Raw genomic sequence first — 24,719 nt, 5'->3', positions numbered from 1 at the left:
CGCTCGGCCCGTTTTTTCGTTTTGGGGGTTCCCATGTCCGACCTCGTCGCCAAGACCGCCATCGACCGCCGCCTCGCCGACATCGTGACGCCGGTGATCGAGGGCATGGGATTCGAGCTTGTCCGCCTCCGGCTGATGAGCGGCAAGACCCGCACGCTGCAGATCATGGCCGACCGGCCGGATGGCGGCATCGTCGTGGACGAATGCGCCGAGATTTCGACCGCCGTTTCGGCCGTGCTCGATGTCGAGGACCCGATCGAGGACAATTACACGCTCGAGGTCTCCAGCCCCGGCATCGACCGCCCGCTGACCCGGCTCAAGGATTTCGACGCCTGGGCGGGCTACGAGGCGCGGATCGAGACGGCCGAGCTGATCGACGGCCGCCGCCGCTTCAAGGGCGAGCTGGCCGGGACCGAGGGCGATGAGGTTCTCATCACCATCGAGGATGGCAAGGAGGGCTTCGTGACCATCGGGCTGAAGTTCGACTGGCTGTCGGATGCCAAGCTGATCCTCACCGACGAGCTGATCGCCGAGATGCTGCGCCAGAAGAAGGCCAGCGGCAATTTCGACGAGAGCCAGTTCGACGAGATTCAGGAAACCGAAGGCGAGGAGGCCGACGAGGCCGAGACGCCCATCACCCGCCACTGACCGCCAACCCGGAGCACGCCCATGGCAATCACCTCTGCCAACCAGCTTGAACTGCTGCAAACCGCCGAGGCGGTCGCGCGGGAGAAGATGATCGACCCCGATCTGGTGATCCAGGCGATGGAGGAAAGCCTCGCGCGGGCCGCCAAGTCGCGCTACGGCTCGGACCTCGACATCCGGGTGAAGATTGACCGCAAGACGGGCCGCGCCACCTTCGCGCGCATTCGCACCGTGGTCGAGGACGAGGCGGTCGAGAATCACCACGCCCAGCTGACGGTGAAGCAGGCGAAGGCCTACAAGTCCGATCCCCAGATCGGCGACGAGATCATCGACGAGGTGCCGCCGGTGGACCTCGGCCGGATCGCGGCGCAATCGGCCAAGCAGGTGATCCTGCAGAAGGTGCGCGAGGCCGAGCGCGACCGCCAGTACGACGAGTTCAAGGACCGCAAGGGCTCGATCATCAACGGCGTGGTCAAGCGCGAGGAATACGGCAACATCATCGTGGACATCGGCCGCGGCGAGGGCATCCTGCGCCGCAACGAGAAGATCGGCCGCGAAAGCTACCGCCCGAACGACCGGATCCGCGCCTACATCAAGGACGTCCGCCGCGAGGCCCGCGGCCCGCAGGTGTTCCTGTCGCGCACCGACCCGCAGTTCATGGCCGAACTCTTCAAGATGGAAGTGCCGGAGATCTACGACGGCATCATCGAGATCAAGGCCGTGGCCCGCGATCCGGGCTCGCGCGCGAAGATCGCCGTGATCTCCTATGACAATTCGATCGACCCGGTGGGCGCCTGTGTCGGTATGCGCGGCAGCCGCGTTCAGGCCGTGGTGAACGAGCTTCAGGGCGAGAAGATCGACATCATCCCGTGGAATCAGGATCAGGCCACGTTCCTCGTGAACGCGCTGCAGCCGGCCGAAGTGTCCAAGGTCGTGATCGACGAGGAAGCCGGCAAGATCGAGGTCGTGGTGCCGGACGAGCAGCTCTCGCTCGCCATCGGCCGCCGCGGCCAGAACGTGCGTCTGGCCAGCCAACTGACGGCGCTCGACATCGACATCATGACCGAGGCCGACGAATCGGCCCGCCGCCAGGCCGAATTCGCCGAGCGGACGAATCTCTTCATGGAGACCCTTGATATCGACGAGATGATGGCCCAACTTCTGGTGTCCGAAGGGTTCACGAACCTTGAGGAAGTCGCCTACGTCGATCCTGAGGAACTCCTTTCGATCGACGGGTTCGACGAGGATACGGCCGCCGAACTTCAGGCCCGTGCCCGCGACCATCTGGAAGAAGCCAACCGCAAGGCGCTCGAATCCGCCCGCGCCCTCGGGCTCGAGGATTCCCTGGCCAATTTCGAGGGGCTGACGCCGCAGATGCTCGAGGCGCTGGCCAAGGACGGCATCAAGACGCTGGAAGATTTCGCCACCTGCGCCGACTGGGAACTGGCCGGCGGCTGGACCACGGTGAACGGCCAGCGGGTGAAGGACGAAGGTGTCCTCGAGAAGTTCGACGTGAGCCTCGAGGAAGCGCAACATCTGGTGATGACCGCGCGCGTCATGCTCGGCTGGGTCGATCCGACCGAGCTTGAGACGGCCGAAGAGAAAGAAGAGACGGAGGGCGAGGCCTGAGCCTCGCGAATCCGATGACTCGCGGGGGCCGGGACGACATGCGGGACGAGCCGGAACGGCGCTGCCTTGCCACGGGCGAGAGCGGGCCGAAAGCCGGCCTGATCCGCTTCGGGCTTGGACCCGAGGGTGAGGTGGTGCCCGACATTCTCGGGCGTCTGCCGGGGCGGGGCATGTATGTCTCGGCCGACCGCAAGGCGATCGAGAAGGCCGCGGCAAAAGGTCTTTTCGCCCGTGCCGCGCGCCAGCCGGTGAAGGTGCCGGAGGGGCTGGCCGATCTGGTCGAGTCGCAGCTCGCGCGGAGGGTGATCGATCTGATCTCGCTTGCTCGCAAGGCGGGAGAGGCGGTCGCCGGATACGAGAAGGTGAAGGACTGGCTGACCAAGGATGAGGCGGAAGTTCTCATCCAGGCCAGTGACGGGTCGGAGCGCGGCAAATCGAAGCTGCACCCGCCCAGTGGGAAGAGGTCGTTCATCGGCTGTCTGACGGCCCGGGAATTGGGTTTGGCATTCGGCCGTGAACATGCGATACACGGCGCGCTCGCGGCTGGTGGACTCACGACGCGCGTTCAGGATGAAGCGGCCAGACTGGCCGGGCTTCGCGGGCAGATCGGCGGCAGGGCCGCCGGAAGGGATACGAAAGACGCATGAGCGATACAGACGGCAAGAAACCCCTCGGCCTGGGTGGCGGCTCGCGTTCGGGCCAGGTGAAGCAGAGCTTCAGCCACGGCCGCACCAAGAGCGTCCTGGTCGAAACGAAGCGCAAGCGCGTGGTCGTTCCGAAGCCGGGTGCTTCGGGGTCTTCGACCACGACGAGTTCGCCGTCGCACCTCGGCGACCCGGCGAAGCGCCCCGCCGGCATCTCGGATGCCGAGATGGAGCGTCGCCTCGCCGCCCTGCGCGCTGCCAAGCTGCGCGAAGTCGACGACGCCAAGCGCCGCGCCGAGGAAGAGCGCCAGCGCGAGGAAGAGCGCCAGCGCCGGCGCGAAGAGCTCGAGGCGAAGGAACGCGAAGAGCGTGAGCGCGCCGAAGCCCTGCGCCAGAAGGCCGAGGATGAGGAGCGCGCCCGCCGCGAGGCCGAAGAGGCCGCCCGCCGTGCCGAAGAGGCCAAGCGTGCGCCCGCCCCGGCTCCGGCCACCGCACAGCCGGACGCAGCCGACTCGCGCGCCTCTGCGCCGACCTCGGCCAAGCCCGGTCTGCCGCCCTCGCGCAAGGAGCGCGAGCGCGAGGCCGATCGCGACCGCACGACCAAGAAGGACGATTCGCGCCGCTCGGGCAAGCTGACCCTGAACGAGGCGCTTTCGGGCGAGGGCGGGCGCACGCGCTCGCTCGCCGCGATGAAGCGCAAGCAGGAGAAGGCCCGCCAGAAGGCGATGGGCTTCGGCCACAAGGCCGAAAAGCAGGTGCGCGACGTGCAGCTGCCGGAAACCATCGTGGTGCAGGAGCTTGCCAACCGCATGGCGGAGCGGGCGGCCGACGTGGTCAAGGCGCTCATGAAGATGGGCATGATGGTCACGATGAACCAGTCCATCGACGCCGACACGGCCGAACTGGTGATCGAGGAATTCGGCCACCGCGCCGTCCGGGTCTCGGATGCCGACGTCGAACATGTGATCGACACGGTCGAGGACAAGGCGGAGGATCTCCAGCCGCGTCCGCCGATCATCACGATCATGGGCCACGTTGACCACGGCAAGACCTCGCTTCTGGACGCGATCCGCAAGACGAGCGTGGTCTCGGGCGAGGCCGGCGGCATCACGCAGCACATCGGCGCCTATCAGGTGAAGACCGAAAGCGGCGCCGTGCTGACCTTCCTCGACACGCCCGGCCACGCGGCCTTCACCTCGATGCGTGCCCGTGGTGCGCAGGTGACGGACATCGTCGTGCTGGTGGTGGCGGCGGATGACGCCGTGATGCCGCAGACCGTCGAGGCCATCAAGCATGCCAAGGCGGCCAAGGTGCCGATGATCGTCGCGATCAACAAGATCGACAAGCCGGACGCGGACCCGAACAAGGTGCGCACCGACCTGCTCCAGCACGAGGTCATCGTCGAGAAGATGTCGGGCGACGTGCTCGATGTCGAGGTCTCGGCAAAGACGGGTCTGGGGCTCGACGAGCTGCTCGAGAACATCGCGCTTCAGGCCGAGCTTCTCGACCTTCGCGCCAACCCCAAGCGGGCGGCTCAGGGCGCGGTGATCGAGGCCAAGCTCGACGTGGGCCGCGGCCCGGTCGCGACGGTGCTGGTGCAGCACGGCACGCTCAAGCGCGGCGACATCTTCGTCGTGGGTCAGCAGTGGGGCAAGGTCCGCGCGCTGGTCAACGACAAGGGCGAGCGCGTGGACGAGGCCGGCCCTTCGGTCCCGGTCGAGGTTCTGGGTCTGAACGGGACGCCGGAAGCCGGTGACGTGCTGAACGTGGTCGAGACGGAGGCCCAGGCTCGCGAGATCGCCGACTACCGCGAGAAGGCGGCGCGTGACAAGCGCGCGGCTGCGGGGGCGGCGACGACGCTGGAACAGCTGATGGCCAAGGCCAAGGCCGATGCCGACGTGGCGGAACTGCCGGTGGTCATCAAGGCCGACGTGCAGGGCTCGGCCGAGGCCATCGTGCAGGCGCTGGAGAAGGTCGGCAACGAGGAGGTCCGCGTGCGCGTCCTCCACTACGGCGTGGGCGCGATCACCGAGACCGACATCGGCCTCGCAGAAGCCTCGCAGGCCGCGGTCATCGGCTTCAACGTCCGGGCCAACGCCTCGGCGCGTCAGGCCGCGAATCAGAAGAGCGTCGAGATCCGCTACTACAGCGTGATCTATGATCTCGTGGACGACGTGAAGAAGGCGGCCTCGGGTCTGTTGAAGGCGGAAGTGCGCGAGCATTTCATCGGCTATGCCCGGATCCAGGAGGTCTTCCGCATCACCGGCGTCGGCAACGTGGCGGGCTGCCTCGTGACCGAGGGTGTGGCGCGGCGTTCGGCCGGTGTGCGCCTGCTGCGTGACAACGTGGTGATCCACGAGGGCACGCTGAAGACGCTCAAGCGCTTCAAGGACGAGGTCAAGGAAGTGCAGTCCGGTCAGGAATGCGGCATGGCCTTCGAACGCTACGAGGACATCCGTGCCGGAGACGTCATCGAGATCTTCGAACGCGAGGAAGTCGAGCGCAAGCTCGCCTGAACCGCAGGTCTTCCGCCGAAAAAGAAAGGCCGGGCGCTTGCCCGGCCTTTTCCTTCAACACTCCGGGCCGCCTGCCCGCAGGATCATCAGGCGGCGCGTTTCGATGGAATCGGGTATCCGACGAAGGTCTTTTCATCGACCCGGACCATCACCTTGCCATCGGCGAGCTGACCGATGAGAAGACCCTGAACCGAGACGCAGCTTCCGATCGTGATCGTCCTGAGCATCTGCTTTCCCCCAAAGAAGCAAGTTTCCCCAGGTTCAGGTTAGTCACAAATCGATAAAGAAACACGCAGGATTTTGGTCGTAGAGCCTTATTGGGGTGCGGCAAATAAACGATTGATACCCTAATGCCACAGGGACGTTACAGCCAGTCGCGCAGGATCGGGATGAGCGGCAGGTCCGCCGGCGGCATCGGATAGTCGCGCAGCGCCTGCGGGCGCACCCAGGTGAGCTTCTGGCCCTCGTGCGGCTGGGGGATTCCCTCCCAGCGGCGGCAGGCGAAGAGCGGCATCAGCAGGTGGAAATCCTCGTAGGCATGGCTCGCGAAGGTGAGCGGCGCCAGGCAGCTCGCCTTCGTGTCGATGCCAAGCTCTTCCCTCAGCTCGCGGATCAGCGCGGCCTCGGGGCTCTCACCGGGCTCGACCTTGCCGCCGGGAAATTCCCACAGGCCCGCGAGCGACTTGCCCTCGGGCCGCTGCGCCAGAAGCACGCGGCCGTCGCCGTCGATGAGGGCCACGGCCGAGACGAGGACGATCTTCACGAGCGATAGTCGGCGTTGATGTCGATGTAGCGGTGCGTCAGGTCGCAGGTCCAGACCGTGCGGCTGCCGGTGCCGAGGCCCAGATCCACCGCAATGACCAGATCGGACTGTTTCATGTAGGCCGCGCCGTCCTCCTCGCGATAATCGGGGCTGCGCCAGCCCTTCTCGGCGACCAGGATGTCGCCGAACCGGATCGACAGCCTGTCGCGGTCGGCAACCGCACCCGACTTGCCCACGGCCATCACGATGCGGCCCCAGTTCGGATCTTCCCCCGCGATGGCCGTCTTGACGAGCGGCGAATTCGCGATGGCCATGGCGACCCGGTGCGCGTCTTCGGGGCCTTCCGCACCCGTGACCCGAATCTCGACGAACTTCGTGGCGCCCTCACCGTCACGCACCACCTGATGCGCGAGGTCCAGCATCACCCGCCCCAACGCAGCCTCGAAATCGCGTCCCGCCTTCGAGCGTCCGTTCAACTCGGCCGCCGGGCTGGTGCCGGTGGCGGCCAGCAGCAGCGCGTCCGAGGTGGAGGTGTCGCTGTCCACGGTGATCGCGTTGAAGGTGGCCTCCACCTGCCGCGAGAGCATCTTCTGCAGGAGGGGCTGGGAGATCTTCGCGTCGGTGAAGATATAGACCAGCATCGTAGCCATGTCGGGTGCGATCATGCCCGAGCCCTTGGCGATGCCCGCGATCTGGATCGGGCCGCCCTCGCCCTCGACCACCGCACAGGCCCCCTTCGGGAAGGTGTCGGTCGTCATCATGGCGCGCGCCGCCATTTCGATCGCGTCCCCCGACAGGCCCTCGACCAGCGCGGGGATCTGCGCGGTGATGCGCTCGTAGGGCAGCGGTTCGCCGATCACGCCGGTCGAGGAGGAGAAGACCCGCTCCACCGGCAGGCCCAGGGCCTCGGCCACGCCGCCGGTCACGGCCTCGACCGCCTCGACGCCCACGGCGCCGGTGAAGGCGTTCGAGTTGCCCGAGTTCACGATGATCGCCGCACCGGCCTCCGAGACCTTGCCGATCTTGGCCTGACAGTCGAGCACGCAGGCCGCCCGCGTCGAGGAGCGGGTGAAGACACCCGCCATGGAAGTGCCCGGCGCGAGCCGGATCAGCATCACGTCCTTGCGGTTCTGGTAGCGCACGCCCGCCTCTACGGCGGAGAATTCCACCCCGCCGATGGCCGGAAGGGTGGGGAAGGAGGCGGGGGCCAGCGGCGACACCAGCTTGGCGCCCGCGGTCCTTGCTTCGGGCTTCTCGGCCTTCGTGCGGGCCTTGAGCTTCGACAGCTTCTTCTTCAGCGCCTTGGCTTCGTCTTTCCAGTCCGTCTTGCCCATGCCCGTGCCTCCGGTTCGCGGATCAGTCGAGCAGTTCTTCCTTCCGAAGCGTCGCCGGGTCAATCCCCTCGCCGGGGCGGACGATGGTCGCCTTGGCCGTCACCTCGTCAATGTGGCGGGCGATCGCCTCCTGTTCGATCTGGCCGGCCAGCTCGTCGCGCATCTCGTCAAGCGTGGGCTTTTCGGCGATGCGGGTCTCGTTCAGCTTGACGAGGTGCCAGCCGAACTGGGTCTCGATCGGGCCCGCAACCTCGCCGGGCTTCATCCCGACGACCGCATCCTCGAAAGGCTTCACCATCATCCCGAGACCGAACCAGCCGAGCGAGCCGCCATTGGCCGCCGCACCGTCGGACGAATGCTCCCGGGCCATGTCGGCGAAGTCGGCGCCGCCCTCGATCTCGGCCTTGAGCTTGGTGGCCTCTTCCTCGGTCTCCACCAGGATGTGCGAGGCGTTGTATTCCGTCTGTTCGGCCGCATCGGCAAAGCGCGCGTCATAGGCCGCCTGAAGGGCCTCGTCCGTGACGGCGCCTTCAACCACCCGGCGCATCGCCACGGCCGAGAGGAACCCGCGCTCTTCGTTCTGCAGCGACAGCTGGTCGCGCTTCGTCACCGTTCCCTCGACCGATTGCGAGAGGGCGGCCTGCTGGATCAGCTGCTCGAGGATGCCCTTGAAAAGCGCCTCGTCCGGCAGGCTCTGATACTGGTCCGGCAGACCCGCCCGGAGCGCGATCATGTGGCCCAGCGTGATCTCCTGCCCGTTGACCGTCGCCACCACCGTGTCGGCCGTCACCTCGTCCGCACGGACCGGAGCGGCCAGCGCCAGGGCGCAGAGGGCCGCGACGGAGGCGCCCCGCCAGAACCTTGCAATGTTCGCCATTTTCACCTTCTCCTGAACGGGCGCGCCCTCGCGCGACGTTGACTTGACCCCTCCATCCCCTTACATCGCTTGGGTCGCGTGAGCCGGGGCCGGGCTGTCTGCCTTCTAGGAGACTACGGGCGGAAGGAGCAAGGCCGATGGGTCACACGATCATGTCAAGAGCACTTGGCTTGTCAGGAACGACCAGGCGGAGAAAACATGCTGGGTCTCGGAACGCTCGCGCGCAAGATCTTCGGAACGCCCAACGACCGCAAGGTGAAGTCCGTCCGCAGCCTCGTGGCTCGCATCAACGAACTTGAGACGGAATTTCAGGCGCTCTCGGACGAGGGCATCAAGCAGAAGACCGCCGAATTCCAGCGACGGGTGCAGGAAGGCGGAGAGAGCCTCGACGATCTTCTGCCCGAAGCCTTCGCCAACTGCCGCGAGGGCGCGCGCCGCGCCCTTGGCCTCCGGGCCTTCGACGTTCAGCTGATGGGCGGGATCTTCCTGCATCAGGGCAACATCGCCGAGATGAAGACGGGCGAGGGCAAGACGCTCGTCGCCACCTTCCCCGCCTACCTGAACGCGCTCGCCGGCAAGGGCGTGCATGTCGTGACGGTGAACGACTACCTCGCCAAGCGCGACTCCGAATGGATGGGCAAGGTCTATGCCCAGCTCGGCCTGACGACGGGCGTGGTCTATCCCTTCCAGTCCGAGGAAGAGAAGAAGGCCGCCTATCGCGCCGACATCACCTATGCGACGAACAACGAGCTCGGCTTCGACTATCTCCGCGACAACATGAAGGCGTCGAAGGAAGAGATGAAGCAGCGCGGCCATTTCTTCGCCATCGTGGACGAGGTCGACTCGATCCTGATCGACGAGGCGCGGACGCCGCTCATCATCTCGGGGCCCAGCCAGGACCGCAGCGATCTCTACACCAAGGTGGACAAGCTGATCCCGGAACTCGTCGAGGAGCACTACAAGCTCGACGAGAAGACGCGGAACGTGACCTTCACCGAGGAGGGCAACGAGTTCCTGGAAACGCGGCTGCACGAGACTGGCCTGCTGCCCGAGGGTCAGTCGCTCTATGACCCGGAAAGCACGACCATCGTGCACCACGTCAACCAGGGCCTGCGCGCCCACAAGCTCTTCCACCGCGACCAGCAATATATCGTCCGCAACGACGAGATCATGCTGATCGACGAGTTCACCGGCCGCATGATGCGCGGCCGCCGCCTGTCGGACGGTCTGCATCAGGCGATCGAGGCCAAGGAGGGCGTCTCGATCCAGCCCGAGAACGTGACTCTCGCCTCGGTCACCTTCCAGAACTACTTCCGCCTCTACGACAAGCTGGGCGGCATGACCGGCACCGCGGCCACCGAGGCCGAGGAGTTCATGGAGATCTACGGCCTCGGCGTGGTCGAGGTGCCGACGAACCGCCCCGTGGCCCGGACCGATGAACACGACGCCGTCTATCGCACCGCCCGCGAGAAGAACGACGGGATCGTCGCCTCGATCAAGGAGGCGCACGAGCGCGGACAGCCGATCCTCGTGGGCACCACCTCGATCGACAAGTCCGAGGCCCTGTCCGAACTTCTGAAGGCCGCGGGCATCCCGCACAACGTCCTGAACGCGCGCCAGCACGAGCAGGAGGCGCAGATCGTGGCCGACGCGGGCAAGCCGGGCGCCGTGACCATCGCCACCAACATGGCCGGCCGCGGCACCGACATCCAGCTCGGCGGCAACGTCGAGATGAAGGTGATGCAGGCGCTGGCCGCCGATCCGACCGCGCACCCCGACGAGATCCGGGCCCGGATCGAAGCGGAACATGCCGAAGAAAAGCAGAAGGTCATCGACGCCGGCGGCCTGTTCGTGCTCGGCACCGAGCGCCACGAGTCGCGCCGGATCGACAACCAGCTCCGCGGCCGCTCGGGCCGTCAGGGCGACCCGGGCCGCTCGGCCTTCTTCCTCAGCCTCGAAGATGACCTGATGCGGATCTTCGGTTCGGACCGGCTCGACAAGGTGCTGTCCACGCTCGGCATGAAGGACGGCGAGGCGATCGTCCATCCGTGGGTGAACAAGTCGCTCGAGAAGGCTCAGGCCAAGGTCGAGGCTCGCAACTTCGACATCCGCAAGCAGCTGCTGAAGTTCGACGACGTGATGAACGACCAGCGCAAGGCGATCTTCAGCCAGCGCCTCGAGATCATGGAGGCCGAGGATCTGTCGGACATCGCGCAGGACATGCGCTATCAGGTGATTGACGACCTGATCGACATGCACATGCCGCCGAAGAGCTACTCGGACCAGTGGGACATCGAGGGCATGCACCGGGCGGTGATGGACAAGCTGGGCCTCGATGCGCCGCTCGCGAAATGGGCGCAGGAGGAAGGTGTCGATCAGGATGTGGTGCGCGAGCGGCTGTGCGAAGCGGCCGACCGGCAGATCGCCGACAAGACCGCCGCCTTCGGCCCCGAGACCATGCGGTCGATCGAAAAGCAGATCCTTCTGCAGGCCATCGATGCGAAATGGCGCGAGCATCTTCTGACTCTCGAGCATCTGCGCTCGGTGGTGGGCTTCCGCGGCTATGCCCAGCGGGATCCGCTGTCGGAATACAAGACCGAGGCCTTTGCGCTGTTCGAATCGATGCTGAACTCGCTGCGGCAGGATGTGACGCAGAAGCTGGCTCAGGTGCGCCCGCTGTCCGAAGAGGAGCAACAGGCCGTGATGCGCCAGTTCCTCGATCAGCAGCGCACGGCGGCCGAAGCTCCTGCATCGGTGCCGCAACCGCAGGCCGCCGTGGCGCCGCAGCCCGCCCCGGAACTCGTCGGCGCCGACAACGGCGAATCGCAGCCCCAGGCTTGGGGCGACGTCGCCCGGAACGATCCGTGCCCGTGCGGCTCGGGCCTCAAGTACAAGCACTGCCACGGCCGCCTCGACTGATTGCGGCGAGATTGAGGCATAAACCGGCTTCTTTCTCACGCTGAGCGGGAGGAAGCCGGTTCTATCGCGGGCATCGGCAAGTTGTTGCCACCAATTTGCCCCGTTTCCTCCTTATCAGCTTCTGACCGGCAGCAGGCAGGGCGGAAGGATGGAGCGGGTTCGGAGACTGGCAACAGCCGGGGTGACGGTGACGCTGGCGCTGGGTGCCGGCCACTATATGGAAGCGTCGGCCCAGCGGGCGCGCGACGATCTGCGCCCGACGCATGTCATCCCCGTTTCCGCAGAGATCCCTGCAGCCGAAACCGCTCAGACAGCCGAGAGCCCGGCGCCCAAACTTCCCCAAGGCTCGCCGACCGCAGGGTCGGACACCGAAGCGGCCTGCCTCACCGGCCTGACGCTGGCGGCCGAGCCCGCGGCCATGCTGGCCCTGACCATCACCGCCCCCTGTCGCGCCGACGAGCGCGTGGTGCTTCGGCATGGCGGCCTTGCGGTGACGGGCCGCCTCTCGTCGGCCGGCCACCTCAGCACCCACCTTCCCGCGCTCGACACCCAGGGGCGCGTGGCTGTCCTCTTCGCCGACGGGTCGCAAGCCGAAGCCGCCCAGCCGATACCCGAGGCGGCTGCCGTTCACCGCTTCGGTGTCCAGTGGCTCGGCGCGCACGGTATTGAAGTCCACGCCTTCAACGGTCCGGTGCAGCACGGAGGTCCCGGACATGTCTCGGCGGTCGATCCGGGCCGCACCTCCGGGCGGGGCGGCTTCCTCTCACTGCTGGGCGAGGCGGAGGTGCCGCTGCCCATGCTGGCCGAGATCTACACCTTTCCGATCGCCGACCCGCGCGCCACCGTTCAGCTCGAGGCCGAGGTGCGCGCGTCCACCTGCGGCCGCGCCCTGCTGGCCGAAGTGGTCGAGAGCGTCGGGGGGCGCACTTCGGTCACCGAACTCACCCTGGACATGCCGGCATGCGACGGTGTGGGCGGCCATATCGTGTTGAAGAATCTGCCCCGAGACCTGAATATGGCCGCTTCTCGGTAGGGCAGGCAGGGATTCATGGGTGTGAAGGGGTGGCACGCGGCCTGTCTCGCCGCGCTTTTCTGGCTGGCCGGATCGGCCTCAGCGCAGGACATCACCCTCACGTCGCGCAGCGGCGCCATCACGCTTGAGGGAACGCTGCTCGGCTTCGACGGCGAATTCTACCGGATCGGGACGAAGTACGGGCCGCTGACGGTGGATTCGGCGGGTGTCACCTGCTCGGGGCCAGAATGCCCCGAACTGGTCGCGCCGCTGGCCGAGATCCGGATCCTCGGGGCGACCGAGGCGGGACATGGCCTGCTGCCCCGACTTTTGCGGGCGCAGGCCGAGGCGCGCGGCTATGCCCTCCGGTCCTTGAAGGCGGAGGCAGGTTTCGCGACCGAGGTTCTGGACGGAAAGGGCGCTCCCGTGGCGCGGGTGAGCTTCACGCCAGCCACCCCGGCAAAGGCTGCCGAGGCGCTCGCCTCCGGCGCGGCCGACCTGGTGATCACGGCCCATGCGGATCCCGAGATGACGACCCGGGTGCTGGCCCTCGACGCTCTGGTGCCGATCGTGGCGACCGACAATCCGTTGCCGCGCATATCCACCCGCGATCTCGCGCGGGCGCTGTCGGGAGAGGTGAAGAACTGGAAAGACCTCGGCGGGCCTGACATGCCGCTCGTGCTCCATGCGCTGGCGCGCGACATCAGCCTTGAGGCCGCGCTCGAGGCGCGGCTCGGCCGGCCCATTGCGGCAAGCGTTACCCATGGCGATCTGGCGAGCCTTGCCGCCGGCGTGGCCCGTGACCCTTATGCGCTCGCAATTACGGGGCTCACGGCGCAGGGCCGGGCGCGGGCGCTGCCTCTGACCGACAGCTGCGGCTTTCCCCTCATCCCCTCGCCGCTCGCGGTGAAATCAGAGGACTACCCGCTCTCCCTTCCGGTCTTTCTGGTGACTCCGCGTCGTCGCCTCCCGCTTTTTGCGCGCGAGTTCCTAGAGTTTCTTTCGACGGCGCCGGCCCAGCGTGCGGTGGCTGAAGCGGGCTTCGTGGATCGTCGGCCGAGCCGCGTGCCGCTCGTGTCCGACGGGCAGAGGTTGATGAACGCGATCCGCGTGGCGGGCGAAGAGGTCCCGCTTGCGGAACTCAAACGGCTGACCGGCCTGATGGCCGGCGCCGAGCGCCTGTCGATCACCTTCCGCTTCGAGGAGGGCGGCAACAAGCTGGAGGCACAGAGCCGTGAGGCCCTGACGGACCTCGTCAAGCTGGTGGAGGTCGGCCGCTTCCGGGACCAGCAGCTGATGCTGGTCGGATTTTCCGATGGACGCGGGTCGGCCGAGGCGAACCTCTCCCTCTCGCGCGATCGGGCAGCAACCGTGGCGAGGGCGCTGCAGGAGGCCGCCCCCGATCTTGCACCGCCGCTCGTCGAAGGGTTCGGCGAAGCCCTTCCCCTGGCCTGCGATACGACCGTGGCCGGGCGGCGCATGAACCGGCGGGTGGAGCTGTGGCTTCGGCCGCTCACAGGTAACCTTGGGCCCTGAAGCTGAGCTCCCGCTCGCGGCCCACGATCAGATGGTCGTGGAGCACGATGCCCAGCGTGGCCGCCGCGTCCTGGATCTGGCCCGTCATGGCGATATCCTGTTCCGAAGGTGTCGGATCGCCTGAGGGGTGATTGTGGACGAGAATCAGCGCCGAAGCGTTCAGCTCCAGCGCGCGCTTGACCACCTCGCGCGGATAGACGGGGACGTGATCCACCGTTCCCCGCGCCTGCTCTTCATCCGCGATCAGGACGTTCTTTCGGTCGAGGAACAGAACACGGAACTGCTCGGTCGCGCGGTGGGCCATGGCCGTATGGCAGTAGTCGAGCAGCGCCGCCCACGACGACAGCACCGGCCGATGCATGACCCGTGCCCGCGCCATTCGCTGGGCCACGGCCTCGACCAGTTTGAGATCCTGCGCCACCGCCTCTCCGACCCCGTCGATCTCGAGGAGGCGAACGGGCTCGGCGGCAATGACGCTGTTCAGGTCGCCGAACCGGTCGATCAGGCGCCGCGCCAGCGGCTTCACGTCCTGACGCGGAAGGGAGCGGAACAGCAGCAACTCCAGCAGTTCGTAATCCGGCATGGCCGCAGCCCCACCTTCCTGAAACCTCAGGCGGAGGCGCTTGCGGTGATCGGCGATATAGGACGGCAGCCGGCCGGCGATCGGCGCTGCCGTAGCCTCATCCCCGTCGCCGGGGAAAAGGGGAAGCGCCGCTTCATGAAAGGCCCGAGTCGCACACATGGTGCCCAGTCTGCGCGGCACAGGGTTGCAAAACCCTTAACGACTCATGCAAACCGCTCGGAAGGGGCTGCGCCGGCCGGGGCGCAGCCCTCGGACCGGCTCAGCCGGTCATTCCATCCCAGAAGCCCTTCACCTTCGAGAAGAAGCTCTTGCCCTCGGGATTGTTGTCCTCGGACAGCTTCTCGAACTCGCGCAGAAGCTCTTTCTGGCGCGCGGTCAGGTTCACCGGCGTCTCGACGGCAAGCTCGATCAGCATGTCGCCCGCGCCACCGCCGCGAAGGGCAGGCATCCCCTTGCCGCGCAGACGCATCTGCTTGCCGGTCTGGCTGCCGGCCGGGATCTTCACCCGGCTCGAACCGCCGTCGATGGTCGGCACCTCGACCTCGCCGCCGAGTGCGGCCGCGGTGATCGAGACCGGCACGCGGCAGAAGAGATGCACGCCGTCGCGCTGGAACAGCGCATGCTCACGCACCTCGATGAAGATATAGAGGTCGCCCGAAGGGCCGCCCCGCATCCCGGCCTCGCCCTCGCCGGCGAGGCGGATCCGGGTTCCGGTCTCGACCCCGGCGGGAATGTTGACCGAGAGCGTGCGTTCCTTCTCGACCCGTCCGGCGCCGTGGCAGGACTTGCACGGGTTCTTCACGATCTGCCCCATGCCGTTGCAGGTCGGGCAGGTGCGTTCCACCGTGAAGAAGCCCTGCTGGGCCCGCACCTTGCCCATGCCCGAACAGGTCGGGCAGGTCACGGGCTCGGCCCCGCCCTCGGCGCCGGTGCCCTTGCAGCTGTCGCAGGCGACCGAGGCCGGCACGTTGATCGTCTTCTGGACCCCGCGATAGGCCTCGTCGAGCGTCACGCGCAGGTTGTAGCGCAGGTCCGAGCCGCGCTGCGCACGGCTGCGGGCGGCGCCGCCACGGCCCCCCATGAAATCGCCGAAAAGATCCTCGAACACGTCCGAAAAGGCCGACGCGAAATCGGCCTGCTGGCCGTAGGCGCCGCGCGCACCGCCGCCACCGCCCATGCCGCCCTCGAAGGCCGCATGCCCGTAGCGGTCATAGGCCGCCTTCTTGTCGGCATCCCGCAGGACGTCGTAGGCTTCGTTCACTTCCTTGAACTGCGCCTCGGCCTGAGGATTGTCCGCGTTCCGGTCGGGGTGAAGCTCTTTCGCCTTCGTCCGGTAGGCCTTCTTCAACTCGTCCGCCGAGGCACCGCGGGAGACGCCCAGAACCTCGTAATAGTCGCGTTTTGCCATTGGCACATCCCCTTGGGCAACGTGAGTGGGGCGGCCCTTTCGAGACCGCCCCCTTCACGTTCCGCTGCGGCCTTACTTCCGCTTGTTCTCGCCGAGATCCTCGAAGTCGGCGTCGACAATGTCGTCATCCACCGACCGAGGACCGTCCTCGTCCGGCGCGGCGCCGGTCTCGGACTGGCTGGCCTTGTAGATCGCCTCGCCCAGGCGCATCGCGGCCTCGGTCAGGTTCTGGATGCCGCCCTTGATCTTGCCGGCGTCCTCGGTCTTGAGGCTTTCCTCGAGCGCGCCCATCGCCAGTTCGATGGCCTCGACGGTCGAGGGATCGACCTTGTCGCCATGCTCCTCGATCGACTTGCGGGTCGAGTGCAGCAGGCTCTCGCCCTGGTTCTTGGTCTCGACCAGCTCGCGGCGCTTCTTGTCGGCCTCGGCGTTGGCCTCGGCATCGCGCACCATCTTCTCGATGTCCTCATCGGACAGGCCGCCCGAGGCCTGGATGGTGATGTTCTGCGACTTGCCGGTGCCCTTGTCCTTGGCGCTGACCGACACGATGCCGTTGGCGTCGATGTCGAAGGTCACCTCGATCTGCGGCATCCCGCGCGGGGCCGGCGGGATGTCCTCGAGGTTGAACTGGCCGAGCATCTTGTTGTCGGCCGCCATCTCGCGCTCGCCCTGGAAGACGCGGATCGTCACCGCGTTCTGGTTGTCCTCGGCGGTCGAGAACACCTGGCTCTTCTTGGTCGGGATCGTGGTGTTGCGGTCGATCAGGCGGGTGAACACGCCGCCCAGCGTCTCGATGCCGAGGCTCAGCGGGGTCACGTCGAGCAGCACCACGTCCTTGACGTCGCCCTGCAGCACGCCCGCCTGGATGGCGGCGCCCAGAGCCACGACCTCATCGGGGTTCACGCCCTTGTGCGGCTCCTTGCCGAAGAACTTGGTGACCTCTTCCACCACCCGCGGCATCCGGGTCATGCCGCCGACGAGAACCACCTCGTCGATGTCCGATTTCGAGACGCCGGCATCCTTCAGCGCGGCCTCGCAGGGCTTCAGCGACTTCTTGATCAGGTCCGCGACCAGGCTTTCCAGCTTCGCCCGGGTCAGCTTCATCACCATGTGCAGCGGCTGCCCGGTGTTGCGGTCCATGCTGATGAAGGGCTGGTTGATCTCGGTCTGCTGGCTCGACGACAGCTCGATCTTGGCCTTTTCGGCGGCTTCCTTCAGCCGCTGCAGCGCCATCTTGTCGAGCGTGAGGTCGACCCCGTGCTCTTTCTTGAACTCGTCCGCAAGGTAGTTGACGATCCGCATGTCGAAGTCCTCGCCGCCGAGGAACGTGTCCCCGTTGGTCGATTTCACTTCGAACAGGCCGTCGTCGATCTCGAGGATGGTGATGTCGAAGGTCCCGCCGCCGAGGTCATAGACCGCGATCGTCTTGGTGTCCTTCTTGTCGAGACCGTAGGCGAGCGCCGCCGCCGTCGGCTCGTTGATGATGCGCAGCACCTCGAGGCCCGCGATCTTGCCGGCGTCCTTGGTCGCCTGACGCTGGGCGTCGTTGAAGTAGGCGGGCACGGTGATGACGGCTTGCGTCACCGACTCGCCAAGGTAGGCCTCGGCGGTCTCCTTCATCTTCTGCAGGATGAAGGCGGAAATCTGGCTGGGCGAATACTTCTCGCCGCGCACCTCGACCCAGGCGTCGCCGTTGCCGCCGTTCACGATGGCATAGGGGACGAGCTTCTTGTCCTTCTCCACCTCGGCATCGCCCACGCGCCGGCCGATCAGGCGCTTGACGGCGAAGACGGTGTTCGAGGGGTTGGTGACCGCCTGACGCTTGGCCGGCTGGCCCACGAGGCGTTCGCTGTCGGTGAAACCGACGATCGAGGGCGTCGTGCGCGCCCCTTCCGAGTTCTCGATCACACGGGGTTGCGCGCCGTCCATGATGGCAACGCAGGAGTTGGTCGTCCCGAGGTCGATCCCGATGACTTTGGCCATGTATGCACCTCTCTTGCGGCGATGTTGTGGGGGTCAGGCCCGACTGTCGGCGTCCGATCCCCGATCCCGTATTCAGGCCGAAGGAGTGGCACCCACTTCGGCTACCGGGCGTATATAGGGGGGGGCATTTGGGGCTGCAAGCGTCACGCCGCCGTGAAAATCATGTCAAACTGCCGATGATTTTCAGGCCCCGGCCGCGAGCCGGGCCTAGCGGGGAAGCGTGTCCATCACGCGCACCAGCTCGGCGCTGATGCCGGGTTCCGAAAGTGCGTGGCCCGCGAAGGGCACCAGCCGCAGGTCCGCCTTCTCCCAGCCCTCGGCCAGTTTCCAGGCAGAGAGCGGGGGGCAGATCATGTCATAGCGCCCCTGCACGATCACGGCCGGAATGTGCGCGATCCGCGAGCGGTTGGCGAGGATCCAGCCGTCCTGCTCGAGGAAACCTGCATTCGAGAAATAGTGATTCTCCAGTCGGGCGAAGGCGCGCGCATATTCCGAGGGGCTCTCGCCCACCGGAACGTCTTGCGAGACCGAGGCGAGCGCGTTCTCCCAGTTCGCCCAGGCGCGGCCGAACCGGCTCTCTTCCATCAGGTTCCCCGAGAACAGCCGCCGGTGATAGGCGGCGATCAGGTCGCCTCTCTCGGCCGCGGGGACGGGGGCCACGAACCGCGCCCAGATGTCGGGGAAGAAGGTCGCCGCGCCTCCGCCATAAAACCAGTCCAGTTCCGCCCGTGTCATCAGGAAGACGCCGCGCAGCACGAGGTTCGTCACCCGCTCGGGGTGCGAAATGGCGTAGATCAGCGCCAGAGTGGCGCCCCAGCTGCCCCCGAAGCAGGTCCAGCGGTCGATCCCGAGCTTGGCGCGGATCACCTCGATGTCCGAGACGAGATGCCAGGTCGTGTTGGCCTCGACCGAGGCATGGGGCCGCGACCGCCCGCAGCCGCGCTGGTCAAAGAGCACCACCCGGTAGCGTTCCGGGTCGAAATAGCGCCGCATCGAGGGGCTGCAGCCGCCGCCCGGTCCGCCATGAAGCACGAGCACCGCCTCACCTTGCGGGTTGCCGCACTGCTCGACATAGATCCGGTGGCCGTCGCCCATGTCGATCACCCGCTGATCGAACGGGTCGATCGACGGATAAAGGAACTCGACTGCGCGCTTTTGGCCTGATCTTTGATCCATGGTCGTCCTATATAACCCGGCCAGCCTGATCCGCTACCGCTGAAACCGCAAGGAGTTTCCCATGTCCGCCACCTCCACCATCGACCCGGCCGAAGTCGCGAAGTTCGAGGCCATGGCGGCGGAATGGTGGAACCCGCACGGAAAGTTCAAGCCCCTCCATCAGATGAACCCCTGCCGGCTGGATTACATCACCCGGCAGATCGCGGCCGAGTTCGACCGCGACCTGTCGGCCCCCCTGCCGTTCCAGGGTCTGCGGCTGCTCGACATCGGGTGCGGCGGCGGGCTTCTGTCGGAGCCGATGGCCCGCCTCGGGGCCGACGTGGTGGGCGCCGATGCGGCGCCGCGCAACATTCCGGTGGCAAGGCTGCATGCCGAACAGTCGGGCCTGACCATCGACTACCGCAACACGACCGCCGAGGATCTCGCGGCCGCAGGCGAGCGGTTCGACGTCGTGCTGAACATGGAGGTGGTCGAGCATGTGGCCGACCCGCTGGCCTATCTCACGGCCTGCCGCGAGCTGCTGAAGCCCGGTGGCCTGATGGTCTGCTCGACCCTCAACCGCAATCCCAAGAGCTTTGCGATGGCGATCGTCGGGGCCGAATGGATCATGCGCTGGCTGCCCAAGGGCACGCACGACTGGTCCAAGTTCATCACGCCGGACGAGCTCTACGACCTGATCCGCAAGGCCGGCCTCGACCCGGTGGACCGCAAGGGCATGGTGTTCAACCCCGTCAGCTGGAGCTGGAGCCTGTCTGACCGGGACCTGTCGGTGAACTACGTCACGGCCAGCGTGCGCCCGCGCTAGCGGCCGGAAGGCCGGTAGCCCGGCCCGACCGCATCATGGGTCGAGGCACGGTCGGGTCGGATCGGGAGGATCGGTCGCGGGACGAACGGCATGACCCGTTCGCCCCGGGATCAGGCGGCCTGCGGTGCGCGGGTTTCCGTCAGGATCGCGTGCAGCTTGGCCGGATCGGTGTTCGCGCGCAGCTTGGTGCAGACACCCGCATCGCGCATGGTGCGCGACACGAGCGCCAGGGCCTTGAGGTGGTCCACCCCGGAGTCCTTCGGCGCGAAGAGCGCGAAGACGAGGTCCACCGGCTGGCGGTCCACGCTGTCATAATCCAGCGGCTTTTCAAGGCGCAGGAACACGCCCACGATCCGGTCGAGATCCTCGAGCCGGGCGTGCGGCAGCGCGATTCCGTGACCGACGCCCGTCGGGCCAAGGCTCTCACGCTCCTGCAGCCCGTCGACGGCCACCGAGGCATTCAGGCCATAGGCCTGAGCGGCAACCTCTCCCAGTTCGTGGAAGAGGCGCTTCTTGCTGGTGACCTGACTCAGAACCCGAACGGCTTCCGGCATCAGAAGTTTGGATAGTTCCATGGGCGGTCGCTTGTCCTGCGCCTTGAGCGCGCGCTATTTGCTGTTGCGCGGGTCAATCCAGCCGATGTTCCCGTCATCCCGACGGTAGACGACGTTCACCCCGCCATGACCTTCATTGCGGAAGACAAGCATGTTGTGGCCCGCGAGTTCCAGCTGCATGACGGCCTCGCCCACGGTGATCGAAGGAACCTTCGTCTCCATCTCGGCGATCACCATCGGCTGAAGCGTGTCGGCCTCTCCATCCTCGACTTCCTCGGATGCGGCGAGGATATAGGAGGAACCCGGACCGAATTCAACCGGCGCCGTTCGCTCGCGGTGATGGTCCCGCAGGCGGCGCTTGTAGCGGCGCAACTGCTTGTCCATCTTCTCGCGGCAGCTCTCGAAGGCGGCGTAGATCTCGGTCGCCCGGCCCGTGGCCTGCGCGGTCAGGCCGGTGGACAGATGGATGGTGGCTTCGCAGACATGTTCATGCGCAACGCGCGAAAAGACGATCGTCGCTTCGGTGGGGCGCTGGGCGTACTTCTCGATCACCTCGCCAAGCTCGGACTTGACGTGGGTCTGCAGTGCCTCACCGATGTCGATCTGTTTCCCGCTGATCTGGTATCGCATGATTCCTCCTTTTGACTCGGCATGGCCAGTCCGCCCCGAACCGGGGTGCCCGCCGATCTGTTATTGCGGATGCGGGCAAACGTCGGGACCGGTGGGGCCTTGCACTTCTGCGGGGCCTTGAGGGAGCGGCGACGAGGGCGGGTTCTGCACGCATCAAGGTCATTTGGCTGCTTTTGGCGCGCGCTTGTCAACAGCAAGCTCAAGCCCTTCGCCTGACCTGAAGGCGCTACGAGATGCGGAAGTTCTGCCCGAGATAGACCCGCCGCACCATTTCGTCGTGAACCACTTCTTCCGTCGTTCCGCTCTTGAGGACGGTGCCGTCGTGGAGAATGTAGGCCCTGTCCACGATTTCCAGCGTTTCCCGCACGTTATGGTCGGTGATCAGCACGCCGATGCCCCGGCTCTTGAGGTCGTGGACGAGGCTGCGGATCTCGCCCACGGCGATCGGATCGACGCCTGCGAAGGGCTCGTCGAGCAGCAGGTAGCGGGGATCTGCGGCAAGACAGCGCGCAATCTCCACCCGCCGCCGCTCACCCCCGGAGAGGGCGAGCGCGGGCGTGCGCCGCAGATGGGCGATCGAGAACTCGCCCAGCAGTTCCTCGAGCCGCTCGCGCCGGGTGTGGGGGTCCTTTTCGGTGATCTCGAGCACCGCGAGGATGTTGTCCTCGACCGACAGGCCGCGGAAGATCGAGACCTCCTGCGGCAGGTAGCCGATCCCCATCCGCGCGCGGCGATACATCGGCAGGGCCGTGACGTCGCGGCCCTCGATCAGGACCTGCCCGCCCTCGGGGCTGATGAGACCGGCGATGGCGTAAAAGCAGGTCGTCTTGCCCGACCCGTTCGGCCCGAGCAGCGCCACGACCTCTCCGCGGTCGAGATGCATGGTCACGTCGCGGATGACGGGACGGCGCTTGTAGCTCTTGCGCAGGCCGATGACTTGAAGACCGGACCTTTCGTCCGAGAGGATGAACCCGGATTTCGCGTTCATGGCGACGTGCCCGGACGGAACACGGTCTGCACCCGGCCCTCCATGCGGCCGGTGCCCGCGGTGAGGTCGATCACCAGTCTCTGACCGGCCAGCGTGTTGGGCCCCTGCGTGAGCAGGACGTCGCCGGTCATCACGACCTCGCCGCTCTCGATCGTGTAGATGGCCTCCTGCGCCTCGGCCGCCTCGCGCTCGTTGGCCAGCGTGACCCCGCCCGAGGCATGGAGCCTGCGGATCCCGCCGCCTTCGGGCGCATATTCCACCCGGACCGACTGCGCGGCGAGGCGCATCGGGCCCTGAACGACGCGGACATTGCCGAGAAAGATCGCCGTTCCGTCCGCCTGGTTCACCTGCAGCTCGTCGGACTCGATCTCGACGGGCAGCGAGGTGTCCTGCGTCAGCCCCCCCCCGAAGGCCACGTTGGCGCCCTGTGCGAGCGACGCCGCGGGCAGCCAGAGCGCGGCGGCCGCCGCCATCAGGATCGTCTTCATCACATGCCTCGACATCGGGTCCATCACTTCGTCGGATCGTACACCAGCTTCACACGATTCCCGAAGGTCAGCACATAGCTGCCGGGTGCCTCGGGATCCTCGCTCAGGCGCATCGATCCGGCATCGATGCGGCCGACGGGGCCCGTTGCCTCGAGCGCGCCCACGGACCGCACGTCGGTCTCGTCCAGTCCGGCCGTCATGGCCTCGGTGGTCAGATGGTAGCCGGTCGAGGTTTCCAGTTCCACCCCGCCGCCAAGCCGCAAAAGACGCGCCTCGCCGTCGAGCGATCCGGTCGCCGCCACAAGGCTTGCAACTGCGCCGTCCGGTGTCTCGAGGCGCGCGCGCAGCGCCGCGGCCCGGCCCTCTTCACCCGCGGTCTGGCCCGGCCGGGCCTCGGCCGCCTCGACGCTGAGGGCGGCGCCGTCGCTCGTGATGCCCGCCCAGGTTGGCGCGGTGATCCGGGGTTCGCGCACCAGCCCTTCGACATCCACCTCGGCGTAGGGAATCGCATCGTCGGGATTGATGGTGCGCGCGACGAGGAACAGGGTGGACAGCACTGCCAGCGCCGCCAGCGGCAGGACGATCTTCAGCCAGGCGACCAGCCGGGAGTGAAGATTGTCGGGCCGCTGCGCCGCCATCGGTCACACCACCCCGGCGCGCAGGCAATCGTGGATGTGGATCAGCCCGGCGGCCGCGCCCGAACCCTCGGGATCGACCACGAAGAGCGAGGTGATCTTCCGGGCGTTCATCTCGGCCACGGCCCGTTCGGCCAGCGCGTCGGGTGCGATGGTGCGTGGATTGCGGGTCATCACGTCGTCAACGCAGAGCCCGAGCAGCCCGTCCAGATGACGCCGGAGGTCGCCGTCGGTGATCACCCCCTCGAGCCGCCCGTCCTGCCCGGACACGCCCAGCACCCCGAACCCGAGCCGGCTCATGGTGATCAGCGCCTCGCCCATGGGAGTGCCCGCATCCACCAGCGGCAGGTTGCGGTGCATGAGATCGGACACCTTCGCAAGCCGCGCCCCGAGCTTGCCGCCGGGGTGGAACACGCGGAAATGCTCGGGCGTGAACTGCCGATGCTCCATCAGGGCGATGGCCAGCGCATCGCCCAGGGCCAGCGTCATGGTCGTCGAGGAGGTCGGCACGATCCCGTTGCCGCAGGCCTCGGGCGCGGGTGGCAGCAGCAGCGCCACGTCCGACTGCCGCAGGAGCGTCGATTGCGCCCGGCCCGCCACGCCGATCAGCGGAATGTCGAAGCGCCGGGTGTGGGCGATGATGTCGGCCAGTTCCGGCGTCTCGCCGGAATTGGAAAGCACAAGGGCCACGTCGTCCCGCGTGACCATCCCCAGGTCGCCGTGACTGGCTTCGGCCGGATGGACGAACTGCGCGGGCGTGCCCGTCGAGGCAAGCGTTGCGGTGATCTTGCGCCCGATGTGGCCCGATTTGCCCATGCCCGAGACGATCACGCGCCCGCGCGCGCGCAGGATCATCTCGACAGCTTCGCCGAAGGCCTCGCCCAGGCTGTCGCCCAGCAGCGACAGGGCCTCGGCCTCGGTCGCGATGACCCGGCGGGCGGTGGTGAGGAAATCAGTGGTGGAAGATGTCATTCGGTTCGTCCCAGCCCATCAGGTCGAGCTCTGCCCGCGTGGGAAGGAAATCGAAGCAGCGTTGCGCCAGTTCCATCCGACCCTCGCGCAGGAGCCGCGCCTCGAGTTCCTCCTTCAGCCGGTGGAGGTGAAGCACATCCGAGGCGGCATAGTCCTTCTGGGCATCTGTCAGTTCGGCCGCGCCCCAGTCCGAGGTCTGCTGCTGCTTTGACACATCGACCCCCACCAGTTCGAGCAGGAGATACTTGAGTCCGTGCCGGTCGGTGAAGGTGCGCACCATCTTCGAGGCGATCTTGGTGCACCAGACCGGCTCGGTCCGCACGCCGAAGGCGCGCTGCAGGGCCGCGATGTCGAAGCGGCCGAAGTGGAACAGCTTCAGCACCTGCGGATCGGTCAGCAGACGTTCAAGATTCGGTGCGCGGGTCTGCCCGCGCTCGATCTGCACCAGATGCGCGTCGCCATCCCCTGCCGAGAGCTGCACGACGCACAGACGATCCCGCCGCGGGTCGAGGCCCATGGTCTCGGTGTCGATGGCGACCACCCGGCCGAGATCGAGCCCGTCCGGCAAGTCATTCCGATGCAGGTGGATTGTCACTGTCTGATCCTTCGAATTGGCACGAAG

General features: G+C 66.8%; 23 protein-coding genes. 8 read left to right on the top strand and 15 right to left on the bottom strand.

From position 1 onward, the window contains the following. Positions 1–33: 33 nt before the first annotated feature. The 4 genes from rimP to infB are packed head-to-tail and all read left to right on the top strand — an operon-like array spanning position 34 to position 5,434. Positions 34–648 carry a ribosome maturation factor RimP gene (rimP, locus tag LV780_RS14270; protein WP_108220936.1) on the top strand — a complete coding sequence of 205 codons (615 nt, stop codon included), beginning with the start codon at positions 34–36 and terminating at the stop codon, positions 646–648. A gap of 21 nt (positions 649–669) precedes the next feature. Next, entirely contained in the window at positions 670–2,274 is a 1,605-nt protein-coding gene (nusA, locus tag LV780_RS14265) for a transcription termination factor NusA (RefSeq protein WP_108220905.1), read from the top strand. 14 nt (positions 2,275–2,288) lie between these two features. Continuing rightward, a complete protein-coding gene (locus LV780_RS14260) occupies positions 2,289–2,921 on the top strand; it encodes an RNA-binding protein (protein WP_044248359.1) in 633 nt (210 codons plus the stop codon). Further along, the gene (gene infB, locus LV780_RS14255) at positions 2,918–5,434 is read left to right on the top strand and encodes a translation initiation factor IF-2 (RefSeq protein ID WP_108220906.1); all 2,517 of its coding nucleotides are present in this window, start codon (positions 2,918–2,920) and stop codon (positions 5,432–5,434) included. The genes LV780_RS14260 and infB overlap by 4 nt, the downstream gene beginning before the upstream one ends. Positions 5,435–5,520: 86 nt before the next feature. Here the strand turns inward: infB and LV780_RS14250 are convergent, their stop codons facing one another. The 4 genes from LV780_RS14250 to LV780_RS14235 all read right to left on the bottom strand — a co-directional run bounded on the left by LV780_RS14250 (position 5,521) and on the right by LV780_RS14235 (position 8,408). Continuing rightward, positions 5,521–5,661: a hypothetical protein gene (locus LV780_RS14250; protein ID WP_044248362.1), complete on the bottom strand. Its 141-nt coding sequence runs from the start codon at positions 5,659–5,661 to the stop codon at positions 5,521–5,523. Positions 5,662–5,798: 137 nt separating this feature from the next. Continuing rightward, positions 5,799–6,197 (bottom strand): (deoxy)nucleoside triphosphate pyrophosphohydrolase, encoded by a 399-nt coding sequence (locus tag LV780_RS14245; protein WP_117345039.1) that lies wholly within the window; start codon positions 6,195–6,197, stop codon positions 5,799–5,801. After that, the gene (argJ, locus tag LV780_RS14240) at positions 6,194–7,531 is read right to left on the bottom strand and encodes a bifunctional glutamate N-acetyltransferase/amino-acid acetyltransferase ArgJ (RefSeq protein WP_108220907.1); all 1,338 of its coding nucleotides are present in this window, start codon (positions 7,529–7,531) and stop codon (positions 6,194–6,196) included. Before argJ ends, LV780_RS14245 begins: the two co-directional genes overlap by 4 nt. Positions 7,532–7,553: 22 nt before the next feature. After that, positions 7,554–8,408 carry a peptidylprolyl isomerase gene (locus tag LV780_RS14235; RefSeq protein WP_101339632.1) on the bottom strand — a complete coding sequence of 285 codons (855 nt, stop codon included), beginning with the start codon at positions 8,406–8,408 and terminating at the stop codon, positions 7,554–7,556. 198 nt (positions 8,409–8,606) lie between these two features. Between LV780_RS14235 and secA the strand changes: the two genes are divergently transcribed. The 3 genes from secA to LV780_RS14220 all read left to right on the top strand — a co-directional run bounded on the left by secA (position 8,607) and on the right by LV780_RS14220 (position 13,875). Beyond that, complete coding sequence (gene secA / locus LV780_RS14230) at positions 8,607–11,327, top strand: preprotein translocase subunit SecA (RefSeq protein ID WP_011909709.1); 2,721 nt, start codon at positions 8,607–8,609, stop codon at positions 11,325–11,327. A 148-nt stretch (positions 11,328–11,475) separates the two neighbouring features. Continuing rightward, the gene (locus LV780_RS14225; protein WP_146172295.1) at positions 11,476–12,360 is read left to right on the top strand and encodes a hypothetical protein; all 885 of its coding nucleotides are present in this window, start codon (positions 11,476–11,478) and stop codon (positions 12,358–12,360) included. A 15-nt stretch (positions 12,361–12,375) separates the two neighbouring features. Further along, a complete protein-coding gene (locus tag LV780_RS14220) occupies positions 12,376–13,875 on the top strand; it encodes a phosphate ABC transporter substrate-binding/OmpA family protein (RefSeq protein WP_108220909.1) in 1,500 nt (499 codons plus the stop codon). Here the strand turns inward: LV780_RS14220 and radC are convergent. The 4 genes from radC to pip form a co-directional block, all read right to left on the bottom strand. Beyond that, a complete protein-coding gene (gene radC / locus LV780_RS14215; RefSeq protein ID WP_101339628.1) occupies positions 13,853–14,617 on the bottom strand; it encodes a RadC family protein in 765 nt (254 codons plus the stop codon). The genes LV780_RS14220 and radC overlap by 23 nt on opposite strands. 100 nt (positions 14,618–14,717) lie before the next feature. After that, on the bottom strand, positions 14,718–15,866 hold the full coding sequence (dnaJ, locus tag LV780_RS14210; RefSeq protein ID WP_011909713.1) for a molecular chaperone DnaJ: 1,149 nt from the start codon (positions 15,864–15,866) through the stop codon (positions 14,718–14,720). A 72-nt stretch (positions 15,867–15,938) separates the two neighbouring features. Further along, complete coding sequence (gene dnaK / locus LV780_RS14205) at positions 15,939–17,849, bottom strand: molecular chaperone DnaK (RefSeq protein ID WP_011909714.1); 1,911 nt, start codon at positions 17,847–17,849, stop codon at positions 15,939–15,941. Positions 17,850–18,056: 207 nt separating this feature from the next. Continuing rightward, positions 18,057–19,025: a prolyl aminopeptidase gene (gene pip / locus LV780_RS14200; RefSeq protein WP_101339627.1), complete on the bottom strand. Its 969-nt coding sequence runs from the start codon at positions 19,023–19,025 to the stop codon at positions 18,057–18,059. A 61-nt stretch (positions 19,026–19,086) separates the two neighbouring features. Here pip and ubiG point away from each other — a divergent pair, with 61 nt between their 5' ends. Further along, positions 19,087–19,830, top strand: a complete 744-nt coding sequence (gene ubiG, locus LV780_RS14195; protein WP_108220910.1) for a bifunctional 2-polyprenyl-6-hydroxyphenol methylase/3-demethylubiquinol 3-O-methyltransferase UbiG — start codon at positions 19,087–19,089, stop codon at positions 19,828–19,830. A gap of 110 nt (positions 19,831–19,940) precedes the next feature. On the opposite strand, the gene LV780_RS14190 is transcribed toward ubiG, so the two are convergent. The 7 genes from LV780_RS14190 to LV780_RS14160 form a co-directional block, all read right to left on the bottom strand. Further along, on the bottom strand, positions 19,941–20,405 hold the full coding sequence (locus tag LV780_RS14190; RefSeq protein ID WP_108220911.1) for a PTS sugar transporter subunit IIA: 465 nt from the start codon (positions 20,403–20,405) through the stop codon (positions 19,941–19,943). 33 nt (positions 20,406–20,438) lie between these two features. Continuing rightward, positions 20,439–21,014 carry a ribosome hibernation-promoting factor, HPF/YfiA family gene (gene hpf, locus LV780_RS14185; protein ID WP_011909718.1) on the bottom strand — a complete coding sequence of 192 codons (576 nt, stop codon included), beginning with the start codon at positions 21,012–21,014 and terminating at the stop codon, positions 20,439–20,441. 226 nt (positions 21,015–21,240) lie between these two features. Beyond that, positions 21,241–22,002, bottom strand: coding sequence for an LPS export ABC transporter ATP-binding protein (gene lptB, locus LV780_RS14180; RefSeq protein ID WP_011909719.1), 762 nt, complete (start codon positions 22,000–22,002; stop codon positions 21,241–21,243). Further along, the gene (locus LV780_RS14175; protein ID WP_044248905.1) at positions 21,999–22,490 is read right to left on the bottom strand and encodes an LptA/OstA family protein; all 492 of its coding nucleotides are present in this window, start codon (positions 22,488–22,490) and stop codon (positions 21,999–22,001) included. The genes lptB and LV780_RS14175 overlap by 4 nt, the downstream gene beginning before the upstream one ends. A gap of 23 nt (positions 22,491–22,513) precedes the next feature. Then, positions 22,514–23,128, bottom strand: coding sequence for a hypothetical protein (locus LV780_RS14170; protein ID WP_108220912.1), 615 nt, complete (start codon positions 23,126–23,128; stop codon positions 22,514–22,516). A gap of 3 nt (positions 23,129–23,131) precedes the next feature. Then, on the bottom strand, positions 23,132–24,097 hold the full coding sequence (locus LV780_RS14165) for a KpsF/GutQ family sugar-phosphate isomerase (protein WP_108220913.1): 966 nt from the start codon (positions 24,095–24,097) through the stop codon (positions 23,132–23,134). Beyond that, on the bottom strand, positions 24,078–24,692 hold the full coding sequence (locus LV780_RS14160) for a ribonuclease D (protein ID WP_011909723.1): 615 nt from the start codon (positions 24,690–24,692) through the stop codon (positions 24,078–24,080). Before LV780_RS14160 ends, LV780_RS14165 begins: the two co-directional genes overlap by 20 nt. Positions 24,693–24,719: the final 27 nt, after the last annotated feature.

Origin of the sequence: Cereibacter azotoformans (genome assembly GCF_021391315.1) — a bacterium.
GTDB lineage: Bacteria > Pseudomonadota > Alphaproteobacteria > Rhodobacterales > Rhodobacteraceae > Cereibacter_A > Cereibacter_A azotoformans.
The sequence above is the reverse complement of the archived record's forward strand: the minus strand, read 5'-3'. Positions and strand labels throughout refer to the sequence as shown.

Coding starts and splice junctions, on each gene's coding strand:
- secA (WP_011909709.1), top strand. CDS start 8,607: ATGCTGGGTCTCGGAACGCTCGCGCGCAAGATCTTCGGAACGCCCAAC.
- argJ (WP_108220907.1), bottom strand. CDS start 7,531: ATGGGCAAGACGGACTGGAAAGACGAAGCCAAGGCGCTGAAGAAGAAG.
- infB (WP_108220906.1), top strand. CDS start 2,918: ATGAGCGATACAGACGGCAAGAAACCCCTCGGCCTGGGTGGCGGCTCG.
- ubiG (WP_108220910.1), top strand. CDS start 19,087: ATGTCCGCCACCTCCACCATCGACCCGGCCGAAGTCGCGAAGTTCGAG.
- LV780_RS14170 (WP_108220912.1), bottom strand. CDS start 23,128: ATGGCGGCGCAGCGGCCCGACAATCTTCACTCCCGGCTGGTCGCCTGG.
- LV780_RS14260 (WP_044248359.1), top strand. CDS start 2,289: ATGACTCGCGGGGGCCGGGACGACATGCGGGACGAGCCGGAACGGCGC.
- LV780_RS14175 (WP_044248905.1), bottom strand. CDS start 22,490: ATGAAGACGATCCTGATGGCGGCGGCCGCCGCGCTCTGGCTGCCCGCG.
- nusA (WP_108220905.1), top strand. CDS start 670: ATGGCAATCACCTCTGCCAACCAGCTTGAACTGCTGCAAACCGCCGAG.
- LV780_RS14250 (WP_044248362.1), bottom strand. CDS start 5,661: ATGCTCAGGACGATCACGATCGGAAGCTGCGTCTCGGTTCAGGGTCTT.
- radC (WP_101339628.1), bottom strand. CDS start 14,617: ATGTGTGCGACTCGGGCCTTTCATGAAGCGGCGCTTCCCCTTTTCCCC.
- rimP (WP_108220936.1), top strand. CDS start 34: ATGTCCGACCTCGTCGCCAAGACCGCCATCGACCGCCGCCTCGCCGAC.
- lptB (WP_011909719.1), bottom strand. CDS start 22,002: ATGAACGCGAAATCCGGGTTCATCCTCTCGGACGAAAGGTCCGGTCTT.
- LV780_RS14235 (WP_101339632.1), bottom strand. CDS start 8,408: ATGGCGAACATTGCAAGGTTCTGGCGGGGCGCCTCCGTCGCGGCCCTC.
- dnaK (WP_011909714.1), bottom strand. CDS start 17,849: ATGGCCAAAGTCATCGGGATCGACCTCGGGACGACCAACTCCTGCGTT.
- pip (WP_101339627.1), bottom strand. CDS start 19,025: ATGGATCAAAGATCAGGCCAAAAGCGCGCAGTCGAGTTCCTTTATCCG.
- hpf (WP_011909718.1), bottom strand. CDS start 21,014: ATGCGATACCAGATCAGCGGGAAACAGATCGACATCGGTGAGGCACTG.
- dnaJ (WP_011909713.1), bottom strand. CDS start 15,866: ATGGCAAAACGCGACTATTACGAGGTTCTGGGCGTCTCCCGCGGTGCC.
- LV780_RS14220 (WP_108220909.1), top strand. CDS start 12,376: ATGGGTGTGAAGGGGTGGCACGCGGCCTGTCTCGCCGCGCTTTTCTGG.
- LV780_RS14225 (WP_146172295.1), top strand. CDS start 11,476: ATGGAGCGGGTTCGGAGACTGGCAACAGCCGGGGTGACGGTGACGCTG.
- LV780_RS14190 (WP_108220911.1), bottom strand. CDS start 20,405: ATGGAACTATCCAAACTTCTGATGCCGGAAGCCGTTCGGGTTCTGAGT.
- LV780_RS14165 (WP_108220913.1), bottom strand. CDS start 24,097: ATGACATCTTCCACCACTGATTTCCTCACCACCGCCCGCCGGGTCATC.